General features: G+C 55.0%; 9 protein-coding genes. 8 read left to right on the forward strand and 1 reads right to left on the reverse strand.

Annotated features, from left to right (window positions below):
• Positions 1-8: 8 nt before the first annotated feature.
• On the reverse strand, positions 9-2,357 hold the full coding sequence (locus SAMA_RS01580; protein WP_011758414.1) for a GH92 family glycosyl hydrolase: 2,349 nt from the start codon (positions 2,355-2,357) through the stop codon (positions 9-11).
• 290 nt (positions 2,358-2,647) lie between these two features.
• On the opposite strand from SAMA_RS01580, the gene SAMA_RS01585 reads away from it, so the two are divergent.
• The 8 genes from SAMA_RS01585 (at position 2,648) to SAMA_RS01620 (ending at position 15,589) form a co-directional block, all read left to right on the forward strand.
• Positions 2,648-3,655 carry a LacI family DNA-binding transcriptional regulator gene (locus SAMA_RS01585; protein WP_011758415.1) on the forward strand — a complete coding sequence of 336 codons (1,008 nt, stop codon included), beginning with the start codon at positions 2,648-2,650 and terminating at the stop codon, positions 3,653-3,655.
• A 327-nt stretch (positions 3,656-3,982) separates the two neighbouring features.
• On the forward strand, positions 3,983-6,877 hold the full coding sequence (locus SAMA_RS01590) for a TonB-dependent receptor (RefSeq protein ID WP_011758416.1): 2,895 nt from the start codon (positions 3,983-3,985) through the stop codon (positions 6,875-6,877).
• Positions 6,878-6,926: 49 nt separating this feature from the next.
• The gene (locus SAMA_RS01595; protein ID WP_011758417.1) at positions 6,927-9,791 is read left to right on the forward strand and encodes a discoidin domain-containing protein; all 2,865 of its coding nucleotides are present in this window, start codon (positions 6,927-6,929) and stop codon (positions 9,789-9,791) included.
• A 134-nt stretch (positions 9,792-9,925) separates the two neighbouring features.
• Positions 9,926-11,053, forward strand: a complete 1,128-nt coding sequence (locus tag SAMA_RS01600) for a glycoside hydrolase family 71/99 protein (protein ID WP_157608288.1) — start codon at positions 9,926-9,928, stop codon at positions 11,051-11,053.
• Positions 11,050-12,051 carry a BadF/BadG/BcrA/BcrD ATPase family protein gene (locus SAMA_RS01605; RefSeq protein WP_232280509.1) on the forward strand — a complete coding sequence of 334 codons (1,002 nt, stop codon included), beginning with the start codon at positions 11,050-11,052 and terminating at the stop codon, positions 12,049-12,051. Before SAMA_RS01600 ends, SAMA_RS01605 begins: the two co-directional genes overlap by 4 nt.
• A gap of 3 nt (positions 12,052-12,054) precedes the next feature.
• Positions 12,055-13,020: a N(4)-(beta-N-acetylglucosaminyl)-L-asparaginase gene (locus SAMA_RS01610; RefSeq protein WP_011758420.1), complete on the forward strand. Its 966-nt coding sequence runs from the start codon at positions 12,055-12,057 to the stop codon at positions 13,018-13,020.
• Entirely contained in the window at positions 13,017-14,795 is a 1,779-nt protein-coding gene (locus tag SAMA_RS01615; protein WP_011758421.1) for an endo-beta-N-acetylglucosaminidase, read from the forward strand. Before SAMA_RS01610 ends, SAMA_RS01615 begins: the two co-directional genes overlap by 4 nt.
• A complete protein-coding gene (locus SAMA_RS01620; RefSeq protein ID WP_011758422.1) occupies positions 14,792-15,589 on the forward strand; it encodes a copper homeostasis protein CutC in 798 nt (265 codons plus the stop codon). Before SAMA_RS01615 ends, SAMA_RS01620 begins: the two co-directional genes overlap by 4 nt.

The raw sequence follows: 15,589 nt of genomic DNA on the forward strand, positions 1-15,589 counted from the left end.
TCCTCTTTTTAGGGACGCGTTGTTTCCAACGACATGGAGTAAGGCTGGGCATTGGCATCGCTGGCCCAGGCTTTATTGGGGGTGGCGCCCATGTCGAAGTTCAGGGTGCCACCGGCCTGGATCTCGTGATGATCGAGCCAGCTCCGGTTCAATGCCTTGCCATTGAGCAGGGCCTGCTGAATATAGGGGTTGGCATTCAGGTTGTTGTCTGACTCGATAACGAAGGTTTTACCGTCTTCCAGCGTCAGGGTGACCTTGTCAAACAGAGGGCTGCCAATCACATACTCAGGTGTGCCCGGTGTGACCGGATAAAAGCCCAGTGCACTGAACACGTACCAGGCCGAGGTTTGGCCGTTGTCCTCATCCCCGCAATAACCGTCCGGGGTCGCCGAATAGAGACGATTCATCACGTCACGGACTTTTTGCTGAGCCTTCCAGGGCTGACCGGCGTGATTGTAGAGGTAAATCATGTGCTGGATAGGCTGATTGCCATGGGCGTAGTTGCCCATGTTGACGATTTGCATCTCGCGGATTTCATGGATGGTGAAACCATAATAGGAATCATCAAACAGCGGCGGCATATCGAATACCTGATCCAGCTTGTCGATAAAGCCCTGCTGGCCTCCCATGAGCTGCTTCAGGCCTTCAATATCGTGAAACACCGACCAGCTGTAGTGCAGTGCGTTGCCTTCGGTAAAGGCATCACCCCATTTCAGCGGGTTGAAGGGTGACTGGAAGCTGCCGTCCTGATTTTTACCCCGCATCCAGCCGGTCTCTGTGTCAAACAGGTGGCGATAGTTATAGGCGCGCTGTTTGAACAGCTCGGCATCTTCAGTCTTGCCAAGGGCCTTGGCCAGCTTGTATAGATTGAAGTCGGCAAAGGCATATTCCAGGGTGCGGGCGGCATTTTCGTGGATGCCCACGTCATAGGGCACGTAGCCCAGTTTGTTGTAGTAATCCACGCCTTCGCGGCCGACGGAGGTCATGGGGCGACCCTCATTCACTTCGGCGTTTTTCCGGGCGGCCTCGTACAGGGTATCGATATCAAATCCGCGAATGCCCTTTAAATAGGCATCGGCGATATTGATGGCTGAGTTGGAACCTACCATCACATTTCTGTGGCCGGGGCTGGCCCATTCAGGCAACCAACCAGACTCTTTATAGGTGTTGGCCAGTCCCGCCATGATTTGGGCATCCAGCTCGGGATACATCAGGGTGAAGAAGGGGAACACGGCGCGGAAGGTGTCCCAGAAGCCATTGTCGGTAAACATATAACCGGGGAGGACTTCGCCATTATAGGGGCTGTAATGCACCAGCTGATTGTTGGCGTCGTACTCGTAAAACTTGCGTGGGAACAGCAATACCCGGTAAAGGGCAGAGTAAAAGGTCTTTACCTCATCCAGGTCCTGATCTTCGACCCGAATACGCGACAGCTCCTTTTGCCAGCTTTGTCTGGCTGCGGTCTGGGTCTCGGTAAAGCTTTGCCCGCCAATCTCGCGGCGCAGGTTGATTTCGGCCTGCTCCGGACTGATGAAGGAGGAGGCGACTTTGGCATGCACCTGCTCGCCACGCTGGGTCTTAAAGCCAATGATGGCACCCACATGCTCACCTTCACTGCTCAACTGGTTTGGCTGCAGTGCCCATCCGTCGTGCCAGGTGTGGGTCAGCTCGAACTCTTTATCGAACTCAATCACAAAGTAGTTGTGGAAGTTGTCGGGTACGCCGCCGTGGTTATTGCGGGCATAACCGACAATTTTGCGCTGCTCCGGCAGGATGCGAACCATGGAGCCTTTATTGAAGGCATCCAGCAGAATGTAGGCCTGCTCGGTCTCGGGGAAGGTGAAGCGGAACTGGGCGGCGCGCTCGGTGGGCGTCACCTCCATGGTGACATCGTAGTCGGCCAGATAAACAGAGTAGTGATCGGGGCTGACGGTTTCGGCCTTATGGGAAAACCAGGAGGCGCGCTCGTCTTCCTTAAACTTGAGCGCCCCGGTGACAGCCATCAGGGAAAAGGCACCATAATCATTGAGCCAGGGGCTGGGCTGATGAGTCTGTTTGATGCCGCGCAGGGTATCGTCGTCGTACTTGTAGGTCCAACCGTCACCCATGGGGGCCGTCATCGGGCTCCAAAAGTGCATGGCCCATGGCGTGGCTATTGCCGGGTAGGTATTGCCATTGGAAAGGCTGAACTTGGAGTCTGTTCCCATCAGGGGATTCACGTACTGCACCAGCTCCTGACTGACCAGATTGGTTCGTTGTGTGGCAGCGACGTGTGTGGGAGAAGCACTGTGATTGCTTGTCTGGCATGCGACCAGCGATAGTCCTATGACGGCAATACAGACCTTGGACCTTATCATTATTTTCTGTCTCCAGGTTATCCGGTCACAAGCATGTTACCCACTTGTGACTTTGTAGGGGGATTTGGCTCACTGTAATCGATTACATTTGATCAGTCTAGGTTATCGTATCGTTTACCCCTTAAAATCCGCTTTTAATGGGTAAAACCCGCAATTTGAATTTATTATGGAATCGATTACATCTTCCTTAAAATGCGAATTTGTTTTATGATTGTTACCGTAAAAAGTTAACTGCTTGCAATGATTTATCACAGGCCGGATGGCATATTCATCAGGAAATTCAATACTTAATGACCAATATTAAGAAGGTAAGTGAACTGGCGGGTGTCTCCACCGCGACTGTTTCAAGGACGCTGAAAAGCCCGGAAAGAGTCAGTGAGCAAACCCGTGCCAAGGTCATGCAGGCAGTAAAGCAAGCCGGATATCGTCCAAATTGGATGGCCACCAGTGTTAAAACTGGCAAGTCCAATGCCATAGTGGTGTTGGTCCCCAACCTGGTTAACCCATTCTTTATGCGGATTATCGAAGGGATAGAGCAGGCGGCTCAGGAGAAAGGCTATTGCGTGCTGCTCGGCGACACCCAGGGGCTGCAGGCCCGGGAGCATGAGTATGCCAGCATGGTGCTCACCAACAGGGCCGATGGTCTTATTCAGCTGGACCATTCATTTCCTTTTTCTGATAACGATGCTGATCTGGCAGCCACAATCCCCATGGTCAGTGTCTGTGAACGTATCGAGGGGGATCGCAAATACCCCTTTATTGAGCTCGACAACCACGCCGCAGGCAGGGCCCTGGCCCATCATCTGATAGGCTTTGGACACAAACATTTCGGGATTATTGCCGGTCAGCGCCGCAGCCAAATACACCATGATCGCCTGACGGGCATTATGAGTGTGCTTCAGGGTGAGGGTATTGATTTTAAAGAAGATATGCTGGTTGGTAGTAGCTACAGCATAGAGACGGGTATCGAAGGGGCGAGGGAGCTTCTCAGCCGAAATCCGCGCCCGAGCGCGATTTTTTGCTTCAACGATGATATCGCCATCGGTGCTATGTTTGAAATCAAGTCCCAGGGGCTGAAGATCCCCGATGATATCTCTGTCACCGGCTTTGATAACGTCAAGGTGTCGGCTTATATGGACCCGCCTTTGACCACCATAGACCAGCCTGCCTACGAGATGGGACGCAATGCCGTTGAGGTATTGGTGCAACAAATCAACCGCCTTCCCCTGGCGCGCTCCCGGGTGATTATGCCATTCCATTTATTGGAGCGTGGCAGCACGGGCCCCCTTAAAATTTAGATCTAATCTTCTGTCTTTAAAATAAAACATTAATTCTTTCATCCGCTTTCGGTGCGCGCGGCAGTAATATTTTATGCTGCGCGGCACGTCATTTCTGTTATTCCATTCTGTAAATAAATTGTTGACAGCAGGTTTTTTGCTGTTGACTCCCTGTTGATGGCGGTTTAGTATTCGAACCCAATGTAATCGATTACATTAATGTGCCTTACGTCCTTATATTTATAAAAAACTAATGTTTCCGTAATGCAATGATTTTATTGGTTTGTTGTCCGAGATTTCTTAAATCCTTGTTTACGATTACATTAATGAGAGGAGAGGGAAAACCCTATGACAACAAATAATTACAGTAAAGTTATTCGTAATCAGCGAATATTTGCAAAGTCCCTGCTGTGTCTCTCGGTACTGAGTGCCATGGGATACGCGCAAACGCCCGAAGCCGAAAAGGCCGACGAAGAGAATATCGAAGTCATTGAAATCCGTGGTATTCGTGCTTCATCTGCAGAAAACCTGTCGATAAAGCGCACCTCCGATGCCGTGGTTGATGCCATTACCGCCGAAGACATAGGTAAGTTTCCGGATAAAAACGTTGCAGACTCGCTGCAACGGGTACCCGGGGTAGTGATTCAGCGCAGCGGTGGTGAGGGTGCCACCGTCAGCATCCGTGGTCTGTCATCGGACCTGACTTTCACCCAGCTCAATGGCAACTTCATCGCCTCCTCACCAGGCGAACCGTCCCGCTCCTTCTCCTATGCCCTTATGCCCTCGACCATGATTGAAAGGGTTGAGGTGTTCAAATCGTCCGAGGCCCGACTCGACGAGGGTGGCATTGGTGGTACCGTGCTGATGTACAGCCGTAAGCCACTGAATATGGATAAAAACTCAGGCATAGTTAACCTTGAGTACAGCAATTCGGATATCACAGATAAGTACGAGCCTCAGTTCAGTGGTATCTATTCCTGGAAAAACGATGATGAAGATCTGGGCTTTCTGCTCGGCTACACCCGTCAGGACAGAACCAACCGCTCTCAAAGCGCCCGGGTCAATATCATCAACAAAAACTTCCTCTATCAGGAGCGCAAGGATAACCAGTTGGTTGAAGGCGGCGCCAAGGGCTATGCGCCCCAGAGTATGGTGCAGGAAGTGCTCGAAGAGCAGCGCGAACGTGAAGGTTTTCAGGTAACCACTCAGTGGCGCCCAACCGACTCTCTTGAGTTTGGTATGAACTACTTCCGCTTTACCCTTGGCCAGGATTCCATTCTCAACCAGCTTGAATACCCCGAGTGGAACAACAACGACAACTTTTGGACCGACGTGCGGGTCGACGCCGAAGCCGAATACGTGACCGGGATTGATTATTCCGCCGGTACCTCGGGCTCCCAGCGCCTGTCGGCCATTCCCCGTATTAACGGTGAATACAAGCGTGAAGAGTCCACCTCGGATACGTTCGACTTTTATGCCAAGTACGAAGGCGATAATTTCAATGCCAAGCTGACCTTCGGTAAGACCAAAGCCGAGGGCGGACCATCTGAAAAGTTCCGCGCCGCTTACTATGCCAACGAGTCATCTCTGTATTATGGCTATGATCTATCGGGCCATAAGATGACCACCTACATGGACCCCAAGATGATTGAAAACCTGACCGCCGGTATCGGTGGCCAGGCCGACGTGGGCGCCACAGACTCCAGTTTTGTTACCGGCACCCAGGAAGAAAAATACGCCTCGCTGGATGTGGATTACTTTGTCGATTGGGGGCTGGTGCACACCCTGCATTTCGGTATGAAGTATCGGGACGGCAAGATACACCGCGATACCCGCAATACTTTCTATCTCTCACCGGATTTTGATATTGCCGCAGGTGAAGCCGCCGGCACCATCAACCTTGACGATGACTACTCCCGCAACGATGGCATCCCTGACATCAGAGACGTGATAATGTCAGGCTCACTGGGCAATCTGTCGGATGTGATTAATACCAACCTGTTCCCGGCGGTTGACTGGCAGCGTTATCAGCAGATTGTCAGCGAGAACTTTGTTCAATACACCCGTATCGAACCCAACTACGTCTACAACGTACAGGAAGAGATCACCGCCGCTTACCTGCAGGCCGATTTCAGCTACGAAGACTTCCGCGGTAACCTGGGTTTGCGCTATGTGAGCACCACCACCACGTCCGGCTCGTCTGACAAAATCCTTTATCGTCTCGACTGGAAAGATGCTCAGGGCAACCTGCTGCCAGAAGACGAACAGCGAGTAGAAGACTTTGTTTATCTGGAAAAAGAAAACACCTACGACAGATGGCTGCCAAGCCTGAACCTGGTGTGGGATCTGGCAGATAACTGGGTTTGGCGTTTTGCCGCCGCCAAGGTAATGGCCCGTCCGGGGTATGATGACCTGGGCCAGTTCCAGACACTGGTGTACACCTCCAACGAATACTCCGCCGACCGCAGCGCCGCCGACGACTTCGACAGCATCCGCGACAGCGAAGGCTGGACCGGCTCAGGCGGTAACTCGTCGCTGTTGCCCATGGAGTCCACTCAGTTTGATACCTCGCTGGAATACTATTACGGCGAAGGCTCTGGTGTGGGTATTGCCTTCTTCAAGAAGAACGTCGACAACTTCGTGGTGCCGCTCATCATAGATACCACCCGCAGTGTTCCTGAGCAGAGTTTCACCCTGCCCAATGCCGGCGACAAGGTAGTCACCGCCGGTGGCGATGACCTGCTGGTACGCGACTTCTACACTGTCGCCAACGGCACCGATGCCAGCTCCAGCGGTATGGAAGTGTTTATGCAGCACTTCTTTGATAACGGATTTGGTATTTATGCCAACTACACCCGCAACAACACCAATCAGGCCAACGTCGAATTGGATGGGCAGAAGGTAGGTGAGTCGCCGCTGATTGGCAGCTCCAAATACCAGTGGAACTTATCTGCTTTCTACGAAAACGACGACCTGAGTGTCAGGGCTTCCTATAACAAGCGTGGTCCAAGTGTGGGCGGCTATGTCGCCTCCTGGGAGACCAACTACTACACCGAAGCCTATGACCAGATAGACGTCAATGCCAGTTACAACCTCACCGACAGCCTGATGTTGTCGGCCTCTGTGATTAACCTGACCCAATCGGAAACCTACGTGCATCTGGGGAATGATACGGACAACCGTTTCATCCAGAACGCTTACGCCGGTCGTCGCTTCTACTTGGGCGCTACCTACAGGTTTTAACGAATAGGCCGCCTGGGCGGCTTTCAGTCAAGAATGACGAGGAATAAAAATGAAAGTTTTCAAAAACAGCAGGTTGTCTACTTTAATTGCGCTCTCTCTTGCGGGTCTTTATGGTTGTGGCGGTGCGGATGACCCGGATCCGGCCAATATCCCGGCCACCATTGATGTGACCGTGGCTGATATTTCCGGCAGCGCCGTAAAAGGCACCCTCGCCAACGCGCTGGTCACAGTATCTCAGCTCAATGGCAGTCAGGTACAGATGAGCGGAGACAACCGTACCGGTGATGATGGCAGCATCAACTTCACTGTGACCGGCCAGCCCGGCTTTGGCATCAACAGCATGTTCAAAGTGGACGTGGCCGCCGACGAGCAGACCAGCATGATCTGTGATTCGGTAACTTGTGCCGGGGTCGCCATGGGCGAGGTGCTGAGCGGTGCGCCCCTGTCAGGCACTCACTTCACCACCCTCGCTTATGTGCAGGTGCCCTACGCCAACAGCAGTGATGGTAGCGCCGATGCGAGTTTTCAGGCCAATGCCCTGACCAGTATTGCCAGTGACCTTGTGGCCACCGAGGTGGCAGGCGGGCGCAACGTGTCTGTGCGTCAGTTGTATGAAATGGCGCTGGCGGACAATTCGCAGCTGCTGCTCAAGGCCCTTGGGGTCAACAGCAAGGCCAACGTGTTCAGCTCAGCGCTTATCAGTGCCGAGGCTATGGCAAACTTTATTACCGGCGAAGAGTGTCAGGAGATCTCTGAAACCGACGCAGATGGCAATACCGTGACCCGGGAAGAGTGTCAGGACACCTATGCCAGCCAGGACATCATCAAGCTGTCGCTGGTCAATGCGGCCTTCGCCAACCTGGCTGAAGGAGAGACCTTTGCTGGCCTTATGGCTGAAGTCACCGCCGCCATTGCACTGGCCAACGAAGGGGATATCACCGCCCTGACGCCGCTGCGTGAGCGCATGCTGGCCTCCATTGCCGCCGTGCCTTATCTGGCTGAGCTGGGCCTGACTGCCGACAGCGTGATAGACCTTAAACTGCCATTTATCGAAACCGCCACCAGTTCAGGTCCGGTGAAGGAAGTCACCACCGCTGAGAATCTCGCCACGGCCGTGATCACAGGTCGTAACCGCATCAGTGATGCCGAGGCCGAGGCCATGGCATTTGACGGTGACGTAAACACCAAGTGGCTGGATCACAACGATTGGAAGGGCGCGCCCAGTGTGGAAGACCCCTCCTGGTTGCAGGTGAAATTTGCCCAGCCCCAGGCGGTGAACAGCCTGTTTATCACCAGCGCCAACGATGCTCCTGCCCGCGACCCTGAAAACTTCCAGGTATTGGCCTCCAACGATGGTGAAACCTGGGTAACCCTGGGCGAGTTCATTGGTGAAAGCTTTGATGAGCGTTTCGAGCGCAAAGAATTCAGGTTTGTGAATGGCCTGGAGTTCAGCTACTACCGTTTGAATATCACCAAAAACAAGGGTGATGATTCGCTGATGCAGGTGGCTGAGATTGCCTTTGTCGGCCCGATTTACACCAGCGAAGACCATGCCAATGCCACCGGTATTGCCAGCATTACCGCCCGTAATCGTATCGGAGATGCGGAAGCAGAAACCATGGCGTTTGATAAAGACGTCAATACCAAGTGGCTGGATCACAACGACTGGAAAGGTGCCCCGAGTGAGGAAGACCCGTCCTGGGTTCGGGTGGATCTGGTTGAGCCCAAGGCGGTGGATACCCTGGTATTGGTAAGCGCCAACGATGCCGAAGGTCGCGACCCGGAGAACTTCCAGCTGCAGGCCTCCAACGACGGTGAAACCTGGCTGACCCTGTCTGAATGGATAGGTGAGAGCTTCGATGAGCGCTTCCAGCGCAAACAGTTCAGCGTCACCAACAGCCTGGCCTACAGCTCGTACCGCTTGAATATCACCAAGAACAAGGGCGATGACACCCTGATGCAGGTGGCGGAAATCGGTTTGGTGGGCCCCAAACTGCCGGATCTCAATCATGGCATGATGGCCGGTACCCAAATCAGCGCCCGTTTCGCCATCAGCGATTCGGAAGCGGGTTCCAAGGCGTTTGACGGTGATGCCAGCACCAAGTGGCTTGACCATAACGAGTGGAAAGGTGCACCGACCGAAGAAGACCCGGCCTGGGTGATGGTGCAGTTCCCCTCTCAGGTTGCTGTGAACAAGCTGGGTATGATCAGTGCCAACGATGCCGATGGCCGCGATCCGCAAAACTTCAATATCGAAGCGTCCAACGACGGTACCAACTGGGTACGTCTGGGCAGCTGGATTGGTGAGGGCTTTGATGAGCGTTTCGAACGCAAAGTGTTCCCCTTCAGCAACGACTTGGGCTTCAGTTTCTATCGCGTGAATATCACCAAAAACAAGGGTGATGACACCCTGATGCAGGTGGCCGAGATAGAGTTGATTGGACCCCAGTACATGTCGGTGGATCACTCATCTTCAGCCGGTGCCGTGGCCAGTGCCCGCAATGCCATCAGCGAAGCCGAGGCGGCTGCCATGGCATTCGATAACGATCTCAGCACCAAGTGGCTGGATCATAACGAATGGAAAGGCGCACCGACCGAAGAAGACCCATCCTGGGTTCAGATTGATTTGCCTCAGGCCAAGATAGTCAGCAGCATTGCCATCACCAGTGCCAATGATGCCGACGGCCGCGACCCTGAGAACTTCAACGTGGAAGGCTCCAATGACGGCGGCCAGACCTGGGTTCGTCTGGGTAGCTGGATTGGCGAATCCTGGGATAACCGCTTCGAGCGTAAGCTGTTTGAAATGGGTAACGGTTTTGCTTTCAGCAGCTATCGCCTCAATGTCACCAAAAACAAAGGTGACGATACCCTGATGCAAATCGCTGAAATCGAGCTGATTGGCCCAGAGTTGTAACCTCCTGAGCGTGGCGAAAGGGCGGTCGGCAGTATATGCGCAGTACGGCCGCCCTCACTCGCAGTGCTTGTCCTTGATACTCGCCCTCAAATCAGGGGGCGGTATCAGTCACTAAGCAAAGCTGGAACACGACCTTGATACAGATTTACCGCATTCTATTGCTGGTGTTGCTCACCTGCTCGCTGCCGGGGTGCAGCAAGGGACCATCCGAGCCTTTGGGCAACTCACGCCTTCATGTCTTCTACTATGGCTGGTACGGCAATCCGCAGCAGGATGGCCAGTGGCAACATTGGAACCACAGGGTATTGCCCTATGGTGATATCCCCCTCGAGGGGCGTTTGGATTTTCCCGGTGCTGATGACATAGGGGCCAACTTTTACCCATCCCTTGGCAGTTACAGCTCCCACGATCCCGAGATTATCGAGCAGCATCTGGAGATGATGCGCCAGGCCGGCATAGGTGTGGTGTCGGTAAGCTGGCTGGGGGCCGACGATTTTGCTGCCAGGTCCATCGATTTCTTTATGGACAAAGCGGCCGAAAAAGGACTGCAGATTAATTTTCATATTGAACCCAACTACCGCAGCGCCGAAGAGTTCCACGCCATTATTGCTGAATTAATGCGGAAATTTGGCACCCATCCCGCCTTGTACCGTTATCGGGGCAAACCCCTTTACTATGTATACGACTCCTACAAGATGCCGGTGAGTGAATGGCAAAAGCTGTTGCTGCCGGGAGGAGAGCTTAGCCTGAGAACTCCTGAACTCGATGGGCAATTTATCGGTTTATGGGTAAATCAGGGCGAAGAAGCCTTTTTTCTCGATACCGGCTTCGATGGTTTTTACACCTACTTTGCCAGCGAGGGCTTTGTGTGGGGCAGTACCAGTACCAACTGGCCTTACCTGGCTGGCTGGGCCAGTCGTCATGGCAAACTCTTTATTCCCAGTGTCGGCCCCGGCTATGCCGATGACAGAATTCGTCCCTGGAACGGTGCCAACTTCAAGGCCCGTGAGCAGGGCCGTTATTACGACCGCATGTTCAGTCAGGCACTTAACACCAAGCCAGACATAGTAACCATTACCTCCTTCAATGAGTGGCACGAAGGCACCCAGATTGAGCCCGCCGTCGTGAAGCAACTGCCCGATTACCGCTATCTGGATTATGGCGACTTACCCGAAGACTATTATTTGCAGCGTACCCTGGACTGGAGCCGCAAGCTCTCGGCCATCCCGGTTAATTCTTCGCAGCAGGAAGGCAGTCGATGATTGAAATGACCAGAATGGCAGCCTGCGCGGCTGTTCACCATGACACACAGGCAACCCAGACAGGGGCAGCTTATGCCCCGGCAGAACAGGGGGGAGAGCCCCGGGAGTCGTCTGCTTCTGCGTACTTCTGGGTGGGTATTGATGCCGGTGGCAGCCATTGCCGGGCATTACTGACAGACGATAGCGGCCAGGTGCTGGGCCACGGAGTTGCAGGACCTGCCAATCCGGTGAATGGTGTCAGCCAAAGTCAGGCGGCTATCATGTCTGCCATCGATAAGGCGCTGGGTGCGGCCAGGCTCGATAAGCAATATCACAGGCTGATTGTGGGTGCCGGTCTGGCGGGGCTGCACTTACCCAAGATGCAGCAGGTGATGAATGAATGGGCCCATCCCTTTGCTGCCTGGCATACCACCACGGATCTGCATGTAGCGGCCCTGGGCGCCCATCAGGGCGCCGATGGCGGCGTGATTATTTTGGGCACAGGCTTCAGCTCTCTCGCCAACGTGAAGGGGCAGCAAATCCTCATCGGTGGCCATGGTTTCCCCATCAATGCCACCTGCAGCGGCTCCTGGTTTGGGCTCGAAGCGGTCAAGGCCGTATTGCTGGACGCCGATGGCATAGGGCCGGGCACCAGCCTGACCGGTAAGCTGTTGCAGGGGACGAACGCCATGGCCCTGGCGGAGCAACTGATGCACGCCAACGCCACCGACTTTGCCAGGTTTGCCCCACAGGTGTTTGAGCAGGCTGGTGCTGGTGATGCCGTGTCCCTCTCGCTGATTGAACAGGGCGCCACTTTTATCAATGGGGTCATTCGCCGCTTGCTGGCAACAGGCATCGACAGCTTGTCACTGGTGGGTGGTATCGCCCCCCTGATGCAACCCTGGCTCGCCCCTGACTTATCCACCAGGATTCGCACCGCCAAGGCATCACCTGAAGAAGGTGCCATCCTCTTTGCCCGCCAATGTCATGTGGGCAATTCACGCATACAGGAGCGTTAAGCCATGGCCTCAAGAAGGGACTTTCTCAAACTCTCGTCGCTGGCATCCATGATAGGCCTGGCAGCGCCCGCCATGGCGCTGGGTCGTAAGGTGAATAAACCCATAGTGGTCTCCACCTGGGAGCACGGTATGCCCGCCAACGAAGCGGCCTGGCAAGTGCTCAACGCAGGCGGCAGAGCCCTGGATGCTGTAGAGGCCGGTGTGCGGGTACCCGAGGCCGATCCCAAAGTACGTACTGTGGGATACGGTGGTTATCCCGACAGAGACGGCAAGGTGACTCTGGATGCCTGCATCATGGATGAACACATGAACTGTGGTTCGGTGGCGTTTTTGCAGGGTATCAAGCACCCCATATCGGTGGCACGTCTGGTGATGGAAAAGACCCCCCATGTGATGCTGGTGGGGGAAGGCGCCAGGCAGTTTGCCCTGTCGCAGGGCTTTGTTGAAGAAGAGCTGCTGACAGCAGAGGCCAGGGCCGACTGGCAGCGCTGGCTGAAAGAGCAGACAGTGCAGACCATCAACATTGAGAACCACGACACCATAGGCATGCTGGCGCTGGACGCGAACGGTAATCTCAGCGGCGCCTGCACCACCAGCGGCGCAGCTTACAAGATGCATGGCCGCGTGGGCGACTCTCCCCTGATTGGTGCCGGGCTGTATGTGGATAACGACGTTGGCGCCGCCACCGCCACCGGCATGGGCGAGCTGATGATTAAGACAGTGGGCTGCCACTTGGTGGTGGAGCTGATGCGTCAGGGCGCGAGCCCGGAAGAGGCCTGTCAGCAAGCGGTGCAGCGCATCGCCCGAAAACTCGGTGACTATGCCCAGTTCCAGGTGGGATTTTTGGCATTGAACAAGGCCGGTGAATACGGCGCCTACTGCATCCAGAGTGGTTTCAATTACGCGGTGCGCCAGCAATCGGGTGCAACCCTGATTGACGGCAAGAGTCTGCTGGGGAGTAATGCATGAAGAAATCCGCTCTCTCTCTCGCTTTGCTGCTTGCTGGCCTTTGCTTGCCCGCTGTGACCTTTGCTGATCCCCAGCCGGGAACAGAAAAGGTGGCCGGAGGCATTCTCGACAGTCAGCCTCCCTTTGCCCTGACCATAGCCCAGGCCAAGGCCTGGTCTCCAAAAGGCGCCACGGCAGACAGCCGCAATGTGTCTCAGGTGCCCTTGGCATCGCGCTTCAGCGCACCCCTTGCAGGGCAGAAGGTGTCTGAGGCCAAGGTGCTCTACGCCCCCGATGGCATGAATAACTTTGCCAATTACCTGGATACTCAGGGCCAGTTCAACCTGTACAACTTTACCCACTGGTCGCAAATCGATGTGCTCAATTGGTTTGCTGGCACTGCCGACCTTGGGGTGCAAATTCCCGCCCGCCCCTGGGTGGAAACCGCCCATAAAAACGGGGTGAAGGTGATAGGCTCTGTCTTTCTCGGGGTGGCCCAATGGGGCGGCAGCGCCGACAAGGTGGAGGCCTTGCTTGAGCAGGACGCCACAGGAAACTTTATTGTTGCCGACAAACTTATCCAGATGGCCCGGTTCTATGGCTTTGATGGCTGGTTGATTAATCAGGAAACCGACCTGACCGCCGTGAAGGATGCCGACAACAACCTGCTGGCGGATAAAAGCGACCCGGTACGTGGCAGGGAATTGGCTGCGCGTATGCTCGCCTTCGTGCAATACCTTACCGCCAACGCCCCTCAGGGCATGGAAATCCATTGGTACGATGCCATGATTGCCAGCGGCGAGGTGCGTTGGCAAAACCAGCTTAATGAACATAACCGGGTTTACCTGCAAGACAGTGCGCAGGACGGCTCGCAGGGCGGTTTACAAAATAAGGTGCGTTCATCCGATGCCATCTTTCTGAATTACTGGTGGAACAAAGACATGGTCCGTGCGTCGGTGCAAGAGGCCAAAGCCTTGGGCCGTTCTCCCTATGATGTGTATGTGGGAGCCGACCTCTGGCCGAGCCGCAACGCTCAGCGCGCCTTCAGCCGCCATCAGTGGCTCGATTGGTTATTCGATGACGGTGAGGCGCTGACCTCCATTGCCCTGTTTGCCCCCAATGTGAACTTCAATTTTGACGGCGAGCCCCATACGCCGCCGTTCAGCAACTTCCGAAATGACCCAGGCGATGCGGCGCGCTTTTATGCCACAGAAGTGCGGCTGTTCGCCGGGGACGATATGAATCTCGCCACTGCGGATGAAGCCGGTTGGAAGGGCGTGGGTGCTTATCTGCCTGCCAAGTCCACCCTGAACAGCCTGCCGTTTCGCACCAGCTTTAATACCGGACAGGGTAAGCAGTGGGTGGAAAAGGGTGAGGTTAAGGGCGGCGCCTGGACCGACATGGGCCGTCAGGATTTCTTGCCCACATGGCAATTTGCCGGTGAAGGGGCGCTGAAGCTCAGTTTTGATTTTGATACCGTCTACCAGGGCGGCAGCAGTCTGGCGGTAACAGCCAAAGGAGCTGCCACAGCGCCGCTTTATGCACTTGATGTGATGCTGAGCGAATCAAGCCAGCTAACCCTGATAAGCCAGGGGCAGGCCAAGGGCCTGAGTCTCTATGTTGAAACCGCCGACGGTGAAAAGCTCTCTTTAGTCCTTGGCGACCATGCTGACTGGACGAGTCAGTCACTCGGGCTTTCGGGTCTTAAAGGGAAAAAGCTGGTGGTTATCGCACTGCAAGCCGATGGCAGCGCGAGCATCAATGCCCATCTTGGCCATTTGGAGCTGTTGCCATGATAGCGCTGGAAGTGTGCATCGATGCCGATGACCTGCTCGCGCTGCCTGCGGATGTGGCAGCTGCCAAAGCGGGCGGCGCCGTGCGCATCGAGCTCTGCGGGCACATGCAGCATCAGGGGCTGACGCCCTCAGACGCCGCCATGGGCATTGCCCGGGAGGCTTTTACCGCCGTGCCAGGCCTTCTGGTGATGATAAGACCCAGAGCAGGCGATTTTTGCTATTCGGCCAGCGAGCTTGCTCAGATGCAAGACGACCTCTATCGGGCAGCCGGGCAGGGTGCCAATGGCGTAGTACTTGGGGCGCTGGACAGCCACAACCAGCTGGATATCAAGGCGTTGTCTCCACTTTTGGCCTTGGCGCAGCATCTCTCTCTGGAGGTGACCTTTCATCGGGCCTTTGATGCCATCGAAAACCCATTTGCGGCGCTGGAGCAACTTATCGACCTTGGGGTATCGCGGGTTCTCAGTGCCGGTACGCCATGGGGTTCAGGGCTTGGTGTTCTTGACGGCTTACCCCGGCTGGCGACGCTGCTGACACAGGCGGCAGGGCGCATTGAACTGGTCGCGGGCGGTGGTGTGGGCCCTGACAACGTGGTGCAGATACTGCGCGAGCTGGGTGTCAACCAAGGTCCCTGGTCGCTGCACTCTTACTCCGCCGTACTCGATGCACCCTCAGCCAATTCAGACAAGGTCTGTTCGGGCCGCGTGAGCCAGGCAAAGGTGGCTGAGCTGGTAGCCAATATTCAGGCCAATACCTTATTACAAGTGCCGCAAGGGCGGACTTTTACATGTTGA

It is taken from the genome of Shewanella amazonensis SB2B (genome assembly GCF_000015245.1).
Classification (GTDB): domain Bacteria; phylum Pseudomonadota; class Gammaproteobacteria; order Enterobacterales; family Shewanellaceae; genus Shewanella; species Shewanella amazonensis.